Origin of the sequence: Nocardiopsis sp. B62, from assembly GCF_018070675.1 — a bacterium.
Lineage (GTDB): Bacteria > Actinomycetota > Actinomycetes > Streptosporangiales > Streptosporangiaceae > Nocardiopsis > Nocardiopsis prasina.
In genome coordinates this window covers 59,490-77,844 of sequence record NZ_JAGPXK010000005.1, presented here as the reverse complement: position 1 = coordinate 77,844, position 18,355 = coordinate 59,490, and the positions used below count along the sequence as shown (strand labels likewise).

The following is an 18,355-nucleotide window of genomic DNA, read 5'->3' as shown; positions in this document are numbered from 1 at the left end:
GACCGGAGCCGGACACCGACGGCCCGCCCCGCCGCTCGGTACGGTCACCCCATGGACACCACGGAACCGACGGCCTTCGATGACCTGGCCGACCAGGCCCGAGCGGCGGGCGTCGAACGGTACGCGGCGGGCGCGATCGTCCACCGGGACTCGGGGCGGGAGATCCTGCTGCTGCGCCGCCGCGACGACGACACCTCCTTCCCCGGCGCGGAGAGCCTCCCCTCGGGCGGGGTGGACCCCGGGGAGGCCATCCTGGAAGGCCTCGCGCGGGAACTGCGGGAGGAGATCGGCCGGGCACCCGGCGCGCTGCCCCTCGAACCGTTCGTGACCTGGTTCGACTACGTCTCCCGGCACGGGGTGCGCAAGCGCCAGTTCACCTTCGCGCTCCCCCACGACGGCGCGGAGGCGGTGCTCTCCGAGGAGCACACGGACCTGCGCTGGATACCGGCCGAGGAGTACGCGGACAGCGACCTCACCCCGCAGGTGAAGGCGGCGGTCCGCGCCTGGCTCGACGGCCGGGACGCGGGGTCAGCCCCTCTTTAGCCGGTCCGAGGACGCCCACGGCACGGACCCGCACCGCCCACCTGCGGCATCCGTGGAGCCACGACGACCGCCCCTCCCCCTGGGTGGTGCGCCGGACGGCGGCCCGCGGGGCGCGCGACGTCCTGGACGAGGGCTGCGGCATCAGCTGGCCCACCTGCACCGGATCGCCCAGGGCTCCTGGACGCTGGCAGGAGCCCCCGGCGCGGACGCCCCAGGTCGGCCCGGTCACCCTTTCTTGGCCCTTCCTTGGGCACGTCAGCGGCCCGGACCGGGTACCCCCGCCAACGTGCGCCGCCGCGCACCGGCCGCCGACGAGGGGACAGCATGACCACAGGACCCAACGCCGACACCCTGGTGATCTTCGGAGTGACCGGTGACCTCGCCCGGAAGTACCTCATGCCCGCCCTCTACCACCTGGCGGAACGGGAGGAGCTGCGCACCCGGATCGTGGGGGTGGCCAAGTCCGACTGGGACACAGAGGAGTTGCGGCGGCGGACCCGCGAGGCCGTCACCGAGCACCTCGCCGAGACCGGTTCCGAGGCCTCCACCACCCTGGACGAGTCCGTCATGCGGTCCCTGACCGACCGGATGACGCTGGTCACCGGCGACCTCAACGACCCCCGCACCTACGCGGACCTCGCCGCGACCCTGCCCGACGGTTCCCACACCGCCCACTACCTGGCGGTGCCACCCGCGCTGTTCACCACGGTGGCCCGCGCCCTGGCGGACGCCGGGCTCAACCGTGACGCCCGCCTGGTGGTGGAGAAGCCCTTCGGCCACGACCTCGCCTCGGCCCGCGAACTCCACCGCGCGCTCCTGGAGTGCTTCCCCTCGGAGAGCCTCTACCTCGTCGACCACTTCCTGGGCGAGGAACCCGTCCGGGGGCTGCCGGTGACCCGGTTCGGCAACACCCTGCTGGAGCCCGTGTGGAACCGGACGTTCGTGGACAACGTGCAGATCACCATGGCCGAGGACTTCGGGGTGGACGACCGGGGGTCGTTCTATGACGCCGCAGGGGCGGTCCGGGACGTGTTCCAGAACCACCTGCTCCAGCTGTTCGCGCTGCTCACGATGGACGCGCCGGTCTCCACCGACCCCTCGGTGGTCAAGGACGAGACGCTGCGCCTGCTGCGCGCCGTGCGCACCATCGAACCGGCCGACGCGATCCGGGGCCGCTACGACGGCTACCTCAGCACGGAGGGGGTCGGCCCCGGCTCCACCACGGAGACCTTCTTCGCGCTGCGCATGTGGGTGGACAACCGCCGCTGGGCGGGCGTGCCCTTCTACGTTCGCTCGGGCAAGCACATGCCCCTCACCTCATGGGAGGTGGTGGCCGAGCTGAAGCGCCCCGCCGCCGACCTCTACCCGGGGCCAGCCAACCTGGTCCGGTTCCAGCTGGAACCGTGGTCCGGGGTGACCTTCGAGATGCTGCTCAACGAACCCGGCGCGGAGAGCGACTCGGCGGCGCGCCTCGTGCTCGCGGCCGACGTGGAACGCCAACTGGGCCGGGGGCACGAGGCCTACGACCACGTGCTGCACGGCGCCGTGGTGGGCAGCCCGGAGCAGTTCGTGCGCTTCGACGTGGTCGAGGAGTCGTGGCGGATCGTCGACCCGCTGATGGACTCGGCGACGGAGCCCGAACCTTACCTTGCGGGCTCCTACGGACCGGAGTCGGCGCAGGTGCTCCCGGGACCGCAGGGCTGGCACCAACTGGCCGACGCGATCCGTCCGCACGGGCCCGCCCAGGATTGACCCCCGGGGGTCCCGGAAAGAGCGAAACCGGGCGGTCCCCATGGGGACCGCCCGGTCGTCGCGGGCGAGGTCGCGTATCCGGACCTCAGGCGCCTACGGGCTCACGCCCGGTGTCACGGACCTGCTAGAAGTCCATGCCGCCCATGCCACCGGTCGGGTCGCCGGCGGGAGCCGAGGCCTTCTCCGGCTTGTCGGCGATGACGGCCTCGGTGGTCAGGAACAGACCAGCGATGGACGACGCGTTCTGCAGAGCGGAACGGGTGACCTTGGTCGGGTCGATGACGCCGTCCTTGAACAGGTCGGTGTACTCGCCGGTGGCGGCGTTGAGGCCGAAACCGGGCTCCAGGTGCTTGACCTTGTCCGCCACGACTCCGCCTTCGAGGCCGGCGTTGACCGCGATCATCTTGAGCGGCTCGGCGATGGCGCGACGCACGATGTCGGCGCCGATGGCCTCGTCACCCTCGAGGTCCAGCTTCTCGAACGCGGGGACGCTGGCCTGCAGCAGCGCGACGCCACCGCCGGGCAGGATGCCCTCTTCGACCGCGGCCTTGGCGTTGCGGACGGCGTCCTCGATGCGGTGCTTGCGCTCCTTGAGCTCCACCTCGGTGGCGGCACCGGCCTTGATGACGGCCACGCCGCCGGCCAGACGCGCGAGGCGCTCCTGGAGCTTCTCGCGGTCGTAGTCGGAGTCGGTGCGCTCGATCTCGTTGCGGATCTCGTTCACGCGACCGGCGATGGCGGTGGCGTCACCGGCACCGTCGACGATGGTGGTCTCGTCCTTGGTGACGACGACCTTGCGGGCGCGGCCCAGCAGGTCGAGCTCGGTGTTCTCGAGCTTGAGGCCGACCTCCTCGGTGATGACCTGGCCGCCGGTCAGCACGGCGATGTCGCCGAGCTGGGCCTTGCGGCGGTCACCGAAGCCCGGAGCCTTGACGGCGACGGACTTGAAGGTGCCGCGGATCTTGTTGACCACGAGGGTCTGCAGGGCGCCGTCGGCGACGTCCTCGGCGATGACCATCAGCGGACGGCCGGACTGGAGGACCTTCTCGACAACGGGCAGGAACTCGTTGTTGTTGGAGATCTTCGAGTTGACGATGAGGATGTAGGGGTCCTCGAGGACCGTCTCCATGCGCTCAAGGTCGGTGGCGAAGTAGGGCGAGATGTAGCCCTTGTCGAAGCGCATGCCCTCGGCGAGCTCAAGCTCGAGCCCGAAGGTCTGCCCCTCCTCGACGGTGATGACGCCTTCCTTGCCGACCTTGTCCATCGCCTCGGCGATGGTCTCACCGATCTGGGTGTCACCAGCGGAGATGGAGGCGGTGGAGGCGATCTGCTCCTTGGTCTCGACGTCCTTCGAGAGGTTGCCGAGCTCCTCGTTGATGCGGGCCACGGCGGCCTCGATGCCGCGCTTGAGGCCGATCGGGTTGGCGCCGGCGGCGACGTTGCGCAGACCCTCGCGGACGAGAGCCTGGGCCAGGACGGTGGCGGTGGTCGTACCGTCACCGGCGACGTCGTCCGTCTTCTTGGCGACCTCCTTGACCAGCTCGGCCCCGATCTTCTCCCAGGGGTCCTCGAGCTCGATCTCCTTGGCGATGGAGACACCGTCGTTGGTGATAGTGGGGGCGCCCCACTTCTTCTCCAGGACGACGTTGCGACCCTTCGGGCCGAGCGTGACCTTCACGGCGTCAGCGAGCTGGTTCATGCCGCGCTCGAGGCCGCGACGGGCCTCCTCGTCGAACGCGATCAGTTTGGCTGCCATTGAGTTCTTGTCCTCCCGTGACCGGGCTGATACGCGATGGGACGAGGCGTGCGCCCGCGACGGACGACCGCGTTCGCACCGGCAACCCTGCTGCCGGAGGACCACGATCTCGCAGCCTCGATCCGGTTAGCACTCGGTATAGGTGAGTGCTAACCACTCCCTTTTTTAGCACTCGGCCATGGAGAGTGCAAACGATGTGGTCACGATTTCCCCAGCTTCGGAAACAGCCCTGAACAGCGCGGACTTCCCTCCACAGGGCGGTTTGAGCGCTCGGCGAACAACGGACGAACCCCTGGTGGAACCGGGTGGCCAGGTCCCGCCAGCCCGGTAACCAAGGGCCCGCCCACCATCTGGTTGAACGTTGGCGCGCAAGCGGGCCCATCCCCGCGTGCGCGGGGGGCAGCAGGCCTCCCGGCGCGGCCGCAGGGTGACCCTGGGTCCATCCCCGCGCACGCGGGGAGCAGGCCGGGGCCATGTTGGAGAACATCCACGCGGTGGGTCCATCCCCGCGCACGCGGGGAGCAGATCACGCCGTTGACCAGGTCGGGGATGATGCTGGGTCCATCCCCGCGTGCGCGGGGAGCAGGCCACCGAGTACGCCAGTTTGACCCGAGACCCGGGTCCATCCCCGCGTGCGCGGGGAGCGTTTGACCCGAGACCCGGGTCCATCCCCGCGTGCGCGGGGAGCAGGGTGGACGGCGGGCGTACCTGGGGGGCTGGTCGGGTCCATCCCCGCGTGCGCGGGGAGCAGACTATTTGAACAGGAAACTTACCAGCGGCAAGGGGTTGTTTTTCCAACTTCTCAGAAGTTGGACACCGAAGACAAGAGACCCCAAAGGACCCACGTGATTCATCTCTTCTCTCTCCGCACCAACAACCGCGTCGCCGACATCGCCACCCTCGTCCCCTGGAGAATCTCCCTCCCAGGTTACGAGGGTCCGGGCACGCGGCGGGGCGGGCACCGACCGGCGCCCGCCCCGTGGTTCGCCACTGCCCGTGCGTCAGCAGCCCCCGGCGACGGCGGGGATGATCGAGATCTGCTGGCCGTCCCGGACCTCGGTCTGTAGGCCCTTCTCGAAGCGGACGTCCTCGTCGCCGACGTAGACGTTGACGAAGCGGCGGACCTTGCCGCCGTCGTCGAGCACGCGGGCGAGGATGCCCGGGTGGTTGGCCTCCAGGTGGTCCAGGACCTCTGCCAGGGTGCCGCCCTCGGCGGTCACCTCGGACGCGTCGTTGGTGTAGGTGCGCAGGATGGTGGGCACGCGGACGCTGACGCTCATGGTGTTCGTACTCCTGGGACGTGGGTGCTGCGCGGGGTGGTGAACGTGGGGCGGGCCCGGATCAGGCCAGGCCCTCGGCCTTGAAGGCCTCCAGGGACGGCTTGATGGTGGCGGTGACACCCGAGTCGACGGCGTTGAGGGTCTTGAGCCCGTCGCCGGTGTTGACGATGACCGTCTCCGCCTCGGGGTCGAGCCTGCCCTCGCGGACCAGCTTGCGCAGGACACCGGTGGTCACGCCGCCCGCCGTCTCCGCGAAGATCCCCTCCGTGCGGGCCAGCAGCTTGATGGCGTCGACGATCTCGTCGTCACCCACGTGTTCGATCGCCCCGCCGGTGCGGTTGGCGATGTCCAGCACGTACGGGCCGTCTGCGGGGTTGCCGATCGCCAGCGACTTGGCGATGGTGTCCGGCTTGACCGGCTGGATGACGTCGTGCCCGTCGGCCCAGGCGCGGGCGACCGGCGAGCAGCCCGTGGCCTGCGCGCCGAACACCTTGTAGGGGCGGTCCTCGACGAGGCCGACCCTGATCAGTTCCTGGAAGCCCTTGTCGATCTTGGTGAGCTGCGATCCGGAGGCGATCGGAATGACGATCTGCTCGGGCAGGCGCCAGCCGAGCTGCTCGGCGATCTCGTAGGCCAGCGTCTTGGAGCCCTCGGCGTAGTACGGCCGCAGGTTGACGTTGGTGAAGCCCCAGCTCTCGCCCGCCTCGTCGCCGATGAGCTCGGAGCAGAAGCGGTTGACGTCGTCGTAGTTGCCGTCGATGGCCACGACCTTCCCGCCGTAGACGGCGGCCATCACGACCTTGCCCTCCTCCAGGCCGGCCGGGATGAACACGCACGAGTCGAATCCGGCACGCGCGGCGGCGGCACCCACGGCACCGGCGAGGTTGCCGGTGGAGGAGCAGGAGAGGGTGGTGAACCCGAAGGTGCGGGCGGCCTCGACGGCGATCGCGACCACGCGGTCCTTGAAGGAGTGCGTGGGGTTGGCGGAGTCGTCCTTGACGTGCAGGGAGCGCAGGCCGAGTTCGGCGGCGAGGCGGTCGGCCCGGACGAGGGGGGTGAGGCCGGGGTTCATGTTGGGCAGGTCGGCCACGTTGTCGGGGACCGGGAGGAGGGAGCGGTAGCGCCAGATGTTCTTGGGGCCGCTCTCGATCTGCTCGCGGGTGACGGGCCCGAAGTCGTAGGCGATCTCCAGGGGGCCGAAACAGAACTGGCAGGCGAAGCTCGGCGAGAGTTCGTAGCGCTCACCGCACTCCCGACAGGACAGCGCGGTCCCGGGACCGAAGGCGCGAACGGAGGTGGGTTCAGCGGCGGCAATCGCCATGGCGAGGCGTCTCCCCTCATCTTCCCTGGTGGCCACCTTGACCCCAGGCCGGAGTTGGCACCTGCCTCGACGGGTCGCGTTGATCGCGGTTCCACATGCCGAGATGGTTGCCGGGGCTTCGCAGGGCCGGTCCCTCCACCCCTCTGGATGAGCAATATGAAGTTGTGGCGGTTCTTCTCCGAGAACGCACCGTCACTGTAACTGAGGTGCTGACCGATTTTCCACGCCGGGTGATCCGGATTACACAAAGCGGCTCGAATGCTGAGACGACACCGTCCACGTGCGGCGCGACCCGAGTACGGAACCGGCTCCCCTGTGACGGTGTCCACCGTTGCCCGCGAGGGGGTTTGGGGCGACTGTCCCTAGGCGAGACCTAGGAGGAGTGCGTGATCCCCAGAGCATCCTTCGTCGAGAGGACGACCACGTGGACAAGGCTCAGATCCTCATAGCCTCCAACAGGGGCCCGGTCTCCTTCTCCACCGCCGACGACGGCTCGCTTGAGCACCGTCGGGGCGGCGGAGGACTGGTCTCGGGGATGATCTCCGTGGCCACCGAGATCGACGGACTGTGGGTGTGCGCGGCCCTGTCGGACGCCGACCGCCGCGCCGCCACCGAGGCGCCGGGGGCCCGTCTGGACCTCGCGCACGACCTCGACGGCATGCGAGTCCACATGTTGGACATCCCTGAGACGACCTTCTCGGGCGCCTACACCGGGGTGGCCAACTCGACCCTGTGGTTCGTGCAGCACATGCTGTACGACACCCCGAACAAGCCCTCCTTCGGCTCGGAGTTCCGCAGCCAGTGGGAGGACTACGCCGCCTACAACAACGCCTTCGCGGAGGCGCTGGTCAGCGGTGCCGCCGAGAACGCGCGCGTGGCCGTGCAGGACTACCACCTGGCGCTGGTGCCGCGCATCCTGCGCGCCCGCCGACCGGACCTGCGGATCGCCCACTTCTCGCACACTCCGTGGGCCCCGCCCGAGTACTTCCGGATGCTGCCCACCCAGGTGGCCCGGGAGCTGCTGGAGGGGATGCTCGGCGCCGACCGGCTGGGGTTCCTGAGCCCGCGCTGGGCCGACGCGTTCCTGCGCTGCTGCGCCGAGATCCTGCGCGCCGACGTCGACCTCGAACGGCGCACCGTGGAGCACGGGGGCCGGATCGTCGAGGTGGGCGTGCACGCCCTGGGCGCGGACGAGGAGGGGCTGCGGGAGAGCGCGTCGGAGCCCGCCGTGGCGGACCGCAGGCGGACGCTGGGTGAGGCCGTGGGCGACACCCGGCTGATCGTCCGGGTGGACCGCACGGAGCTGTCCAAGAACATCGTGCGCGGTCTGGAGGCGTACCGGGAGCTGCTGACGGCGCACCCGGAGTGGCGGGGCCGGGTCACCCACCTGGCCTTCGCCTACCCGAGCAGGGGCGACGTGCCGGAGTACCGGGAGTACACGGACTCCGTGCTACGGATCGCGAAGGAGATCAACGAGGAGTTCTCCACCCCCGAGTGGACGCCGCTGGTACTGGAGGTCAACGACGACTACCCGCGGTCGCTGGCCTCGTTCCAGATGGCCGACGTGCTGCTGGTGAACCCGATCCGGGACGGTATGAACCTGGTCGCGAAGGAGGGCCCGGTGCTCTCGGAGCGGGATTCGGTGCTGGTGCTCTCGCGTGAGGCGGGGGCGGCGGACGAGCTGGGCGGGGACGCCCTGCTGGTCAACCCCTACGACACCGTGGAGACCGCCGAGGCGCTGCACCGGGCGCTGTCGATGCCCGAGGGGGAGCGCAAGGAGCGCCGGGGACGGCTGGCCGAGGCCGCCGTGGCACTGCCGCCGCGCCGCTGGTTCCAGGACCAGCTGCGTTCCCTGGACGGCTGACGGGGTTCGACGTGGGCCGCTCGGCCTCGGCGGGGCCGGGCGGGTGCCGGGCGTCGGGACGCGCCGGAACACCAGGAGCGACAGGACGCCAGGAACAACGCGAGGGCGTGTCCCGTGCTGGACACGCCCTTCGGCGGGGTCGCGTTCCGGTCCACGACCGGCTGGCTCTCGGTCGGACTCCGGTCATCCGGTAAGTCACCGGGCGCCCGACCGGTATCCGGTCAGTGGTTCCGGGAGGTGGCCGCCTTCCAGGCCTCGGCCTCGGCGAGGAGTTCGGTGACGATGCCGGACTTGGCGTCGGCGTAGTCCTGGATGCGCTTCCAGGTGCGCTCGGAGAGTTCGCGCTTGACCGCGGTGTAGCGTTCCCGGGCCCCGGCGTCCGCGATGAGGTAGTCGCGGAAGAGCCGCATGCGGTCGATCTCCTCGCACCCCTGGCCGAACACGTGGAGGTTGAGGTTGACGCTGGGGCCCTTGAGGACCCGGTGTTCGTACCAGTCGGGTTCGGCGATGACCAGGGTGTATCCCACCTTCTCCAGGTCGTTCAGGTAGGCGGCCTCGTCGGAGGGGTCGGCGACGGCCATGACCAGGTCCACGCAGGGTTTGGCCGCGAGGCCGGGCACCGAGGTGGAGCCGACATGGTCCAGGGACAGCACGCGGTCCCCGAGTGCACCCCGGATACGGGATTCCTCCTGGCGGAACAGGTAGGGCCACTTGGGGTCGGGTTCGGAGAGGCGCACGCGACCGTTCACCAGGTTGCGTGCCATGGGGTCGGAGGCGACCCGCCTGTCTCCTCGTGAGGGCAGAGAGGGCGTTTCGAGAGGCGACATTCCACAAAGCCTTGCCGTCCGGCGTACCCGCGTCAAGGCTTTCGACGTGCCTTACATATGCACGCGCATACGTGACACTACCGACCGTCGGATCGGCATGACCGAACGCGACGGTCAGGCCTTGGAGCGCCCCTCGGGGGTGGAGACCACCAGGACGAGCGAGCCCTCCCACTCGGGGAGTTCGCGCAGGTGGCCGTGGCGCGCGTCCCACGTGCCGTCGCGGAGGTCGCGGGAGAGGTGCTCGTGGAAGCGGGTGTGCGCGGCCTCGTCGACGAAGCTCCACGCCGAACAGGCCTGCCGGGCCCCGGGGTCGAGCAGCACCTCGGGGCGCGCGTAGTAGGCCTCGTTGAAGCCGTCCGAGCAGTCGAGCGGGATGGGCACCCGGGTGACGGTGGTCGTGCCGCCCAGCCCCTCGGCCAGAACCGACGGCTCCGGGTAGCGGCGCGCCTCGGTGTCCAGGACCTCCGGGCAGTAGTCGTACAGCCAGAAGTCGCGTACCAGGGCGGGGTCGCAGGTCAGCACCACGACGGGGCCCGTGGTCACTCGCCGGACCTCCGCCAGGCCCCTGGCGAGGTCGGACCACTGGTGGACGCTGAAGGTGGTCATGGCGGCGTCGAAGGAGTCGTCGGGGAACGGCAGCGACTCGGCGGTGCCGTCGACCGCCGCGGGCAGGTGCCCGGGGCGCCGGGCCCGCATGCTGGCCGAGGGCTCCACGGGAGTGACGTCGCGGTCGGCGGGTTCGTAGGACCCGGCCCCGGCACCGACGTTGAGCACCGTCCGGGCGTCTCCCAGGGCGGCGTGGAGGAGTTCGGCGATCCTCGGTTCCGGTTGCCGGTGGTCCGTGTACGTGCGGGCGATGACCCCGTAGTCCGCGTCGCCCGCGCTGCCGTCCCGCATCCGAACCATGCTGTCTCCCACCGTCGAGGTGTCGCCGAGCCGAGCTAAGTGTGGTGCCGCAAGGACCCTAACCAACGAAAAGCCGTGGCGTCACGGGCTTTTCGCCCGATCCGCCACGGCTCGCCCCGCCAGGGGGCGTGTGACCTCAGCCGACTCGACGCCGCGCCTACTTCTTGCGGCGGCGGCCGCCCTTGCGCCGGGAGGGGCGCTCCTCGGCCCGGGCCTGCTCGGCCCGCTCTGCGGCGAGCCGCTGGTCCTCCTCCTGCCGCTCGGCCGCCACCCCGTAGGGGTCCTTGCTGGTCCGGCGCACCCACAGCACCAGCACGATCACGATCAGCGCCAGCACCACGCCGACCAGCGCGAACCACATCCACACCGGAACGGTCGGGGAGTCGTCCTGCACCAGGTTGTCGTCGACGAGCGGCATGTCCTGGGCGTTCCCTGAGGCCTGCGCGACGGCCGAGGGCAGGTACAGGGACGCCAGCCCCTGCCCGCCCTGCTGGGAGCCCTGCACCAGGGCCTCACGGAGCTTCTCGGCGCCCAGCTGCGGGTACTCGGAGGTCAGCAACGCGGCCGCACCCGCGGCCACCGCGGCGGCGTACGGGGTGCCGGTCACGTCGGTCTGACCCATGTCCGGGCCGGCCGTGGACAGCTCGGCGCCGGGCGCGAGGAGGTCGATCGACTCGGACGGGGGCGAGTCGGGCAGGAGCACGCCCTCCTCGTCCACACCGCCCACCGCCAGGACGTTCGGGTCCGCCTCGCCGCCCGCCGGGGCGACAACCAATGTCCCGCTCCGCGCGGCCGACGCGGTCGCCGCCTGGAGGTCCTCGTCCTGTTCGACCTCGTCCTGGAGCAGGACGACCTGGGCCCCCTGCTCCACGGCGTAGCCGATGACGTCCGCGGGGCCGTCGTCGGTGGGCAGGACCAGCAGCCTCGCGGCCGGGGCCACGCCCAGCACCCCGCCGTCCGCGTCCATGCCGTGGCCGTGTCCGACGACCAGCGCGCCCGCCGCCGTGCCGGGATCGGTGTCGTTGCCGTTCGTCCCGAACTCGGTGTCGACCACCAGGTTGTCCCGGAGGTCGGGGTGGTCCTCGTCCACGGAGACCCCCGGAAGGGCCACGGTCACGCCCTGACCCTGGCTGGTCTCCCAGGCCTCCTGGGCTCCGATGGAGGTCAGGGCCCACTGCTCCGGGCGGAAGTCGGGTACGTCGGCGGCGGCTGGAACCGCCGTCAGTCCCAGTACGGTGAGCGCCGCGCAGGCGCCCGCCGTGGCGCCCAACACGTGGCGCTGGTGTGTCCTGCTACGGCTGTTGCCCCCGAGCACGTCAGGCTCCCTCGAACGTTGCGGTCGGTGCTGCGCCGGGCCCTCCCCGGACCCTCGCGATTCTGTCATGCGCACAGGATCCAGGCTTGGACAAGTGACCCGGGGGGTAGGACACGTAACTGTATCCCTGGTGCCAGTCCTGGGTTTCGCGCTCCTCATCCGGCATGGCGAGTCGCTAGCATGAGTCGCGCCGATCCGGACAAACCAATGACCCGTCCAGGGGGTGTCCCATGCCGAACATCGGTCCGTCCGACGACGGTCAGTCGGCCCTCGCCGAGCGCGAACAGCGCATCCTCGCCTTCGAACGCCAGTGGTGGAAGTTCGAGGGATCCAAGGAACAGGCGATCCGTGACGAGTTCGGGTTCTCCGCGACCCGCTACTACCAACTGCTCAACGGTCTGGTCGAGCGCCCCGAGGCGCTCGCCTTCGACCCCATGACCGTCAAGCGCCTGCGCCGCCTGCGCGCCGACCGCAGACGTCAGCGCAACGCCCGCCAGCTGGGCATCCACCTGTAGGGCGACCGAGCGGGCCACGGGCTCCGGAGAACCCGCGGAGCAGGCCACCGACCCGGGCAGCGCACCCGCCTGGGAACTCCACAGTGCCCCCGACAGCGACAAGGTCCCCGTATGCCCCCGTCCACAGCAGACGACCGTCCCGTGCCCACCACCGACGCCGGTCGCAGCGCGCTCGACGCACTGGTCTCGGACCCCGACCGGGCGCTGGTCGCCTTCGACTTCGACGGCACCCTGGCGCCCATCGTCGCCGATCCGCGTGACTCCGCTCCCCAACCGGGGATCGTGGCCGCGCTGGCCGAACTGGCGTCCCTGGTGGGCACCGTCGCGGTCATCACCGGCCGCCCCGCGGAAACCGTCGTGCGGCTCGGCGGCCTGGAGCGGGTCCCCGGGATCGTCGTGCTCGGCCACTACGGCGCCGAACGGTGGACGGACGGCCGCGTGGTGGCCGCCGACCCGCCGCCCGGAGTGGCGCTGGTCAGGGAGGAGCTCCCGGCCCTCATCGACTCCTCCGGCGCGCCGGAGGGCACGTGGGTCGAGGACAAGGGCCGATCCCTGGCCGTGCACACACGTCGGGCCACCGACCCCGAACGGGCCCTGGAACTACTGGCCGGTCCCCTCACCGAGCTGGCCGAGCGGGCCGAACTCCAGGTGGAGCCCGGTCGGCTGGTGATCGAGCTCCGTCCACAGGGTGTGGACAAGGGCGCCGCCCTCACCTCCCTGGTGGAGGAGAGAGCGGCCCGGAGCGTGCTCTTCGCCGGTGACGACCTCGGCGACCTGCCCGCCTTCTCCGCCGTGGCGGCCCTGCGCGGACACGGGATCCCCGGGCTCACCGTGTGCTCCTCCTCCGACGAGGTGACCGAGGTCGCCGACGCCGCCGACCTGGTCGTCCCCGGACCGGCCGGGCTGACCACCCTGCTCGGCCAGCTCACGGCGACGATTCGTGGGCTTGCGGGGTGAGCGCCGAACGCGCGGCCGAGCGCAGGTCCACCAGACCGGTCCGGTCGCGCCCGTAGTGCACGGCGTTGGTGAGGACACCCACGTAGCGCCCGCTCTCGGGGTGCAGGAACAGGCTCGTGCCGGTGAACCCGTTGTGGTAGACCACGCCCTCCGGGGTGACCAGCCAGGCCAGCCCCCTCGACAGCCGGGCCCCCGCGTCCACGTGTGGTGACCAGCTCTCCCGGATGAACGACGACGGGATGATCCCACTCCCGCCGTCGTGCAGGCGCAGCATCTCCCGGGCGAAGGAACCGAGGTCGATGGCGTTGCTGAACACACCGGCGTGCCCGGACACTCCGCCCATCAGCGCGGCCGCCTCGTCGTGCACCACGCCCCAGGAGGGCGCCGCGCCGACGAGGCGCCGCTCGGTCGGCGCCACACTGGGCGACCTCGCCAGCGGCCCGTAGGTGGTGGAGCGCAGACCGAGATCGGTCCACAGGTCGTCGGCCAGCCGATCCAGGGTGCCGCCGTACAGGCGCTCCAGGAGCAGGCCGAGCAGGATGAACCCGCGGTCGATGTACTGGTAGCCGGGTTCCTCCAGCGGGTCCGACAGGATCGCCTCGGCGAGGTCCTGGTCGGTGCCCACGTACCGCTCCATCCAGGACACCGGGTTGAGGCGGCTGGTGTGCGTGAGGATCTGCCGGGTGGTCACCCAGGCCCCGGGGAGGTCCTCACCGGGAAAGTATTCGGACATCGGGGCGTTGATGTCCAAAACCCCCTCGGCGATCGCCCGTCCCACGAGCGGCCAGGTGGCCATCACCTTCGTCAGGCTCGCGACGTCGTAGGAGACGTCGGGAGCGGTGTCGTGCTCTCCGTCGGTCCGGCCCACGGCCACGAACTCCCACATTCCGCCGGTGCCGACCACGGCGGCCCCGCCTGGCAACCAGTCCGCGTCCACCATCACCTTCAGGACGCCACGTATCCGCGCCCCAGTCTCCGTGAGCCAGTCACCATCACGCACAACACGCCTCCCCCCGAGCGGTCTCCCCCACTTCTCGGCGGATACCCCGTTCACTCCGGCTTGTCACACCCGTGCCGTCTCCGAACAGTACGAAACCCTCGCAGGTCATGGCCGTAACCACACCGCTGTGGCGTGGCGTTGCCCAGGGCCGTACGGAGGGGTGAGCACGGGGGGTGGGCTCGGGGCTGAGCAGGGGGTGAACAGAGGGTGAGCACGGGCTCCTGAGCACCACTCCGGCCTCGGACTCCGCGGGTGGGGAGAAGTAGGCTGGCGCCCACGAAGTTCCGAGGAGGACGATGAGCAGCAAGACCCCCGTTCCCGCCGGTTTCGTCGGTGTGGCCGGCAACATCGGGATCAAGGACCCGCAGGACGACTTCTTCACAGTGGTCTCCCAGGTCCCCACGGCGGTCTCCGCCGTGTTCACCCAGTCGCGGTTCGCCGGGCCCAGCGTCCAGCTCAGCCGTGAGGCGGCCGCCGACGGCCGGGCCCGAGGCGTCACCGTGATCGCCCGCAACGCCAACGTGGCGACCGGCCAGATCGGGACGGCCGACGCTCGCGAGGTCCAGGAGGGCGTGGCCCGCGCCGCCGGGGTCGACCCCGACCAAATCCTGATCGCCTCCACCGGGGTCATCGGCCGCCCCTACCCCATGGACAGGGTCCGCTCCTACCTGGAGGACCTCCCTGCCGAGTTCCCCCCGGCAGACCTGGACCGCTCCGCGGCGGCCATGATGACCACCGACACCCACCCCAAGGTCGCCACCGCCAAGGTCGGCGACGCGACCCTGACCGGGATCGCCAAGGGCGTCGGCATGATCGAACCCAACATGGCGACCATGCTGACCTGGTTCTTCACCGACGCCGAACTGGAGCAGCCCGTCCTTGACGCGGTGTTCCGGCGGGTGGTGGACCGGACCTTCAACGCCCTGAGCATCGACACGGACACCTCCACCAGCGACTCCGCCGCGATCTTCGCCAACGGGCTGGCCGGTCCGGTGGACGTCGCCGAGTTCGAGGACGCCCTGTACGAGGTCGCGCTGAGCCTGGTGCGGATGATCGCCTCCGACGGTGAGGGCGCGGGCAAGCTCATCGAGGTGCGGATCACCGGTGCGCGCGACGACGCCCAGGCGAAGCGGATCGGCAAGGCCGTGGTGAACTCACCCCTGGTCAAGACGGCCGTGCACGGTGCCGACCCGAACTGGGGTCGGGTCGCGATGGCCGTGGGCAAGTGCTCGGACGAGACCGACGTGTTCCCCGAGAACGTGCGGATCGTGTTCGGGGACGTGGAGACCTTCCCGACCGAGGCCACGGAGGAGACGCTGGAGCGCGCCGCCCAGCACATGAAGGGCGACGAGGTGGTGATCACCGTCGACCTGGGCATCGCCGAGGGCGCCTTCACTGTCTACGGCTGCGACCTGACCGAGGGCTACATCCGGATCAACGCCGACTACACGACCTGAGCCACGACGACTCGGGAACGTGTGAAGGCCCTGGTGGGAGCACCGCCAGGGCCTTCACACGTTCCATGGGCCTGATCCGATCAGATGTGCACGGCGGGGCCGTCCGTCATCCGGCCCGCCTTCATGAAGAGGGAGAGTCCGGCCGCCACCAGCATCACCACGGCGGCGATCCCGAAGGCCAGCTGGAGCCCGTCCAGGAAGGCGAGGTTGCTCGCCTGGGTGATCGCGGCGGCGGTGGCGGCGTCCGCGCCCTCGGGCAGGACCGCCCCGCCCTGCGCGACGGTGCTCTGCATGGCGGAGAGGTCGTCGGCGGAGGGTTCGGCCAGACCGGCGACGGCGTAGTGCCCGGGCAGCCTGGAGACGATGGTCGCGGACATCACCGCACCCAGGACCGCCGTTCCCAGCGATCCCCCGAGCTGCATGGCGGCCTGTTGGAGCGCGGCGGCGACCCCCGCGTAGCGCACTGGGGCGTTGCCGATGATCGCGGCGGTCGCGCCGGTCATCACCAGGCTCAGGCCCACGCCCAGCAGCACGAAGGCGATCGAGACGTACGGGACGCCGGTGTCGGCCTCCAGCCGGGAGAGCAGGAACATGCCCGCCGAGGCGGAGAGCAGCCCGGCCGTGGTGGGCGGGCGTGCACCGACCCGGTCCAGGAGGCGACCGGCGATGGGTGAGGTGATCGCCATCATCGCGGTCATGGAGATGAGCTGGAGCCCGGTCTGGGCGGGGCTCAGGCCGCGCACACCCTGGAGGTAGAAGGTGATGAAGAACAGCGAGCCCATCAGGCCCAGCGCCATCGCCACGGTCAGGACCACGCCGATCGACAGCGAGGGGTGCGCGAAGAGGGCGAGCGGGACGAGCGGCTGTTCGGGGCGGCGTTCCCAGACGAGGAAGGCGGCACCGAAGAGCACGGCCACACCCAGGGAGGCCAGGGTGACCGGGTGCGCCCAACCGATGCTGGGCGCCTCGACCAGCGCCCAGACCAGCGCGAAGATCGTGACGCTCACCAGGACGATGCCGGGCACGTCCATGCGGGACCCGGCGTCGGTGGCGCGGTTGGCGGCCAGCAGCCACAGGCCCAGACCCAGGGCGAGGGCGCCGACCGGGACGTTGATGTAGAACACGGCCTCCCAGCTGAGAGCGCTGACGAGGAGTCCGCCGAGGATCGGTCCGCCAGCCGTGGCCGCGCCGATCAGGCTGCCGAACACGCCGAAGGCGCGGCCGAGCTTGGAGGGAGGGAAGCTGGCGCGCAGGAGTCCCATCGCGGAGGGCAGCAGCAGGGCGCCGAAAATCCCCTGGACGATCCGGAAGGCGATGAGCATGATGACACCGGACGACAGCGCGATCGCCACCGAGGACAACACGAACCCGACCACGCCGACGAGGTAGGTGTTCCGGTAGCCGAAGCGGTCACCGATCTTGCCCGCCGTGATGAGGAAGACCGCGAGTCCGAGCAGGTAGCCGTGGGTGACCCACTGGAGCTCGGCCAGGGAGGCACCGAGGCTGGCGCCGATCGCGGGGTTGGCCACGGCCACGATGGTGCCGTCGAGGGCGACCATCATGACGCCGAAGGCGATCGCGACCAGGGTGGCCCAGGGGCTCTCGGTGAAGCGGGGGCGGGGATTGGTCTCGGTCGCGGCCTGAGGGTGCTGCTGATCTCTCGGATCCCGTGGACTCTGCTCGGCCTGGGTGGTCATGTGTGCCCCGTGTCTTCTCTGGCTTCCCGTACCAGGCGACATTATGTCAGCGGCTGACATTTGACAATCGCTGACTTTTGTCAGTGACTGACGTCACTTCTGCTCGCGTGTATCCTCCAGGGACAGGAAGAAGGCGTCACCCCGGGAGTGGAGGCACGTCCGTGAGCACGACGAGCCCCGAGAACGTCGGACTGCGCGAGCGCAAGAAGGCCGAACTGCGCAACACCCTCATCGAGTCCGGCCTGCGCCTCTTCCACGAGAAGGGGTACGAGGCGACCACCACCGAGGAGATCGCCGCCTGCGCGGGGGTCTCCCAGCGGACGTTCTTCCGGTACTTCGCCTCCAAGGAGAACGTGGTCCTGGAGGCGATCGAGGAGGTCGACGAGCTCCTCTGCGCGTTCGTGCGCGACCGTCCCGCCGACGAGCCACCCTTCCGTGCGCTGCGCAACGCGATGCGCGACCACTGGGAGGTCCTGGAGCGCGAGGAGCTGCATCTCCAGGGCAGCGCGGCCAACTTCATCTCACGGAGCCCCGAGCTCATCGAGGTGAACATGCGCTACTGCGCCCGCCGCCAGTCCCGGCTCGCCCGCGTGATCGCCGAACGCGCCGGAGTGGACCCGACCGACCACCGGCCCGCCCTGGTGGCGGCGGTGTTCTACGCCACGCTCAACAACGGATTCCAGGCCTGGGCGGACTCGGGGTGCGGCGACAAGACCGACGGGCTGCTGGAGGCCTTTCTGGAACAGCTCGACCTGGTCCCCGACGCTGTCTGTGGGACCTGGAGCAGGGTTGATGACGCCTGAGGAGGTCGTCCCCATCCTGCGCGTGGCCGACGCCTCCGTGGCCGTGCGCTGGTACGGAAGGCTCGGGTTCGCTCAGGAGTGGGAGCACCGCTTCGAGCCGGGGTTCCCGGCCTTCGTGGAGATCGTTCGGGGGACGATCCGGCTGTTCCTTTCCGAGCACACGGGTGATGCTCGCCCCGACACCCTGGTGTACCTGCGGGTGAGGGATGTGGACGCGATCGCGGCCGAGTTCGGGACCACCGTGGAGGAGGCACCCTGGGCGCGCGAGATCGAACTCCGCGACCCCGATGGGAATCGTCTGCGTGTGGGCACCCCGAAGGACTGAGGCCGCTCGCGCGCCCTCCGACGCGCGAGCAGCTGGG

The 18,355-nt window shown here is 70.4% G+C and carries 16 protein-coding genes and 1 riboswitch; of the genes, 8 read left to right on the top strand and 8 right to left on the bottom strand.

Annotation, left to right across the window (positions count from 1 at the left end; all coding sequences use genetic code 11):
• Positions 1-51: 51 nt before the first annotated feature.
• Together KBX21_RS07745 and zwf are read left to right on the top strand one after the other, a co-directional pair.
• A complete protein-coding gene (locus KBX21_RS07745) occupies positions 52-543 on the top strand; it encodes an NUDIX hydrolase (RefSeq protein ID WP_210841479.1) in 492 nt (163 codons plus the stop codon).
• A gap of 324 nt (positions 544-867) precedes the next feature.
• Positions 868-2,295 carry a glucose-6-phosphate dehydrogenase gene (zwf, locus tag KBX21_RS07740; protein ID WP_210841478.1) on the top strand — a complete coding sequence of 476 codons (1,428 nt, stop codon included), beginning with the start codon at positions 868-870 and terminating at the stop codon, positions 2,293-2,295.
• Positions 2,296-2,419: 124 nt separating this feature from the next.
• Here zwf and groL read toward each other — a convergent pair whose 3' ends face one another.
• The 3 genes from groL to thrC all read right to left on the bottom strand — a co-directional run bounded on the left by groL (position 2,420) and on the right by thrC (position 6,652).
• Positions 2,420-4,051 carry a chaperonin GroEL gene (groL, locus tag KBX21_RS07735; RefSeq protein WP_049569508.1) on the bottom strand — a complete coding sequence of 544 codons (1,632 nt, stop codon included), beginning with the start codon at positions 4,049-4,051 and terminating at the stop codon, positions 2,420-2,422.
• A gap of 1,001 nt (positions 4,052-5,052) precedes the next feature.
• Positions 5,053-5,331 carry a ubiquitin-like small modifier protein 1 gene (locus KBX21_RS07730; RefSeq protein ID WP_017544084.1) on the bottom strand — a complete coding sequence of 93 codons (279 nt, stop codon included), beginning with the start codon at positions 5,329-5,331 and terminating at the stop codon, positions 5,053-5,055.
• A 61-nt stretch (positions 5,332-5,392) separates the two neighbouring features.
• Positions 5,393-6,652, bottom strand: coding sequence for a threonine synthase (gene thrC / locus KBX21_RS07725; protein ID WP_017544085.1), 1,260 nt, complete (start codon positions 6,650-6,652; stop codon positions 5,393-5,395).
• Positions 6,653-6,665: 13 nt separating this feature from the next.
• Positions 6,666-6,806, bottom strand: a riboswitch (SAM riboswitch).
• Between the two features lie 270 nt (positions 6,807-7,076).
• On the opposite strand from thrC, the gene KBX21_RS07720 reads away from it, so the two are divergent.
• Positions 7,077-8,516, top strand: a complete 1,440-nt coding sequence (locus KBX21_RS07720) for a trehalose-6-phosphate synthase (protein WP_210841589.1) — start codon at positions 7,077-7,079, stop codon at positions 8,514-8,516.
• Between the two features lie 221 nt (positions 8,517-8,737).
• Here KBX21_RS07720 and KBX21_RS07715 read toward each other — a convergent pair whose 3' ends face one another.
• The 3 genes from KBX21_RS07715 to KBX21_RS07705 all read right to left on the bottom strand — a co-directional run bounded on the left by KBX21_RS07715 (position 8,738) and on the right by KBX21_RS07705 (position 11,564).
• Positions 8,738-9,343 (bottom strand): GrpB family protein, encoded by a 606-nt coding sequence (locus KBX21_RS07715; protein WP_210841477.1) that lies wholly within the window; start codon positions 9,341-9,343, stop codon positions 8,738-8,740.
• A gap of 114 nt (positions 9,344-9,457) precedes the next feature.
• Positions 9,458-10,249 carry a class I SAM-dependent methyltransferase gene (locus tag KBX21_RS07710; protein ID WP_210841476.1) on the bottom strand — a complete coding sequence of 264 codons (792 nt, stop codon included), beginning with the start codon at positions 10,247-10,249 and terminating at the stop codon, positions 9,458-9,460.
• Positions 10,250-10,406: 157 nt separating this feature from the next.
• On the bottom strand, positions 10,407-11,564 hold the full coding sequence (locus KBX21_RS07705) for a S8 family serine peptidase (protein ID WP_210841475.1): 1,158 nt from the start codon (positions 11,562-11,564) through the stop codon (positions 10,407-10,409).
• Between the two features lie 230 nt (positions 11,565-11,794).
• Here KBX21_RS07705 and KBX21_RS07700 point away from each other — a divergent pair, with 230 nt between their 5' ends.
• Positions 11,795-12,079 (top strand): DUF3263 domain-containing protein, encoded by a 285-nt coding sequence (locus tag KBX21_RS07700; RefSeq protein WP_017544090.1) that lies wholly within the window; start codon positions 11,795-11,797, stop codon positions 12,077-12,079.
• 111 nt (positions 12,080-12,190) lie between these two features.
• The gene (otsB, locus tag KBX21_RS07695) at positions 12,191-13,036 is read left to right on the top strand and encodes a trehalose-phosphatase (RefSeq protein WP_210841474.1); all 846 of its coding nucleotides are present in this window, start codon (positions 12,191-12,193) and stop codon (positions 13,034-13,036) included.
• Here otsB and KBX21_RS07690 read toward each other — a convergent pair.
• Positions 13,005-14,036 carry a serine hydrolase gene (locus tag KBX21_RS07690; RefSeq protein WP_026129167.1) on the bottom strand — a complete coding sequence of 344 codons (1,032 nt, stop codon included), beginning with the start codon at positions 14,034-14,036 and terminating at the stop codon, positions 13,005-13,007. The genes otsB and KBX21_RS07690 overlap by 32 nt on opposite strands.
• A gap of 296 nt (positions 14,037-14,332) precedes the next feature.
• Here KBX21_RS07690 and argJ point away from each other — a divergent pair, with 296 nt between their 5' ends.
• A complete protein-coding gene (gene argJ / locus KBX21_RS07685; RefSeq protein ID WP_049569536.1) occupies positions 14,333-15,493 on the top strand; it encodes a bifunctional glutamate N-acetyltransferase/amino-acid acetyltransferase ArgJ in 1,161 nt (386 codons plus the stop codon).
• An 80-nt stretch (positions 15,494-15,573) separates the two neighbouring features.
• Here the strand turns inward: argJ and KBX21_RS07680 are convergent, their stop codons facing one another.
• Positions 15,574-17,190, bottom strand: coding sequence for an MFS transporter (locus KBX21_RS07680; protein ID WP_049569539.1), 1,617 nt, complete (start codon positions 17,188-17,190; stop codon positions 15,574-15,576).
• 161 nt (positions 17,191-17,351) lie between these two features.
• Between KBX21_RS07680 and KBX21_RS07675 the strand changes: the two genes are divergently transcribed.
• Together KBX21_RS07675 and KBX21_RS07670 are read left to right on the top strand one after the other, a co-directional pair.
• Positions 17,352-17,993 (top strand): TetR/AcrR family transcriptional regulator, encoded by a 642-nt coding sequence (locus KBX21_RS07675; RefSeq protein ID WP_210841473.1) that lies wholly within the window; start codon positions 17,352-17,354, stop codon positions 17,991-17,993.
• On the top strand, positions 17,983-18,318 hold the full coding sequence (locus KBX21_RS07670) for a glyoxalase superfamily protein (RefSeq protein ID WP_049569545.1): 336 nt from the start codon (positions 17,983-17,985) through the stop codon (positions 18,316-18,318). Before KBX21_RS07675 ends, KBX21_RS07670 begins: the two co-directional genes overlap by 11 nt.
• The last annotated feature ends 37 nt before the right edge of the window (positions 18,319-18,355 follow it).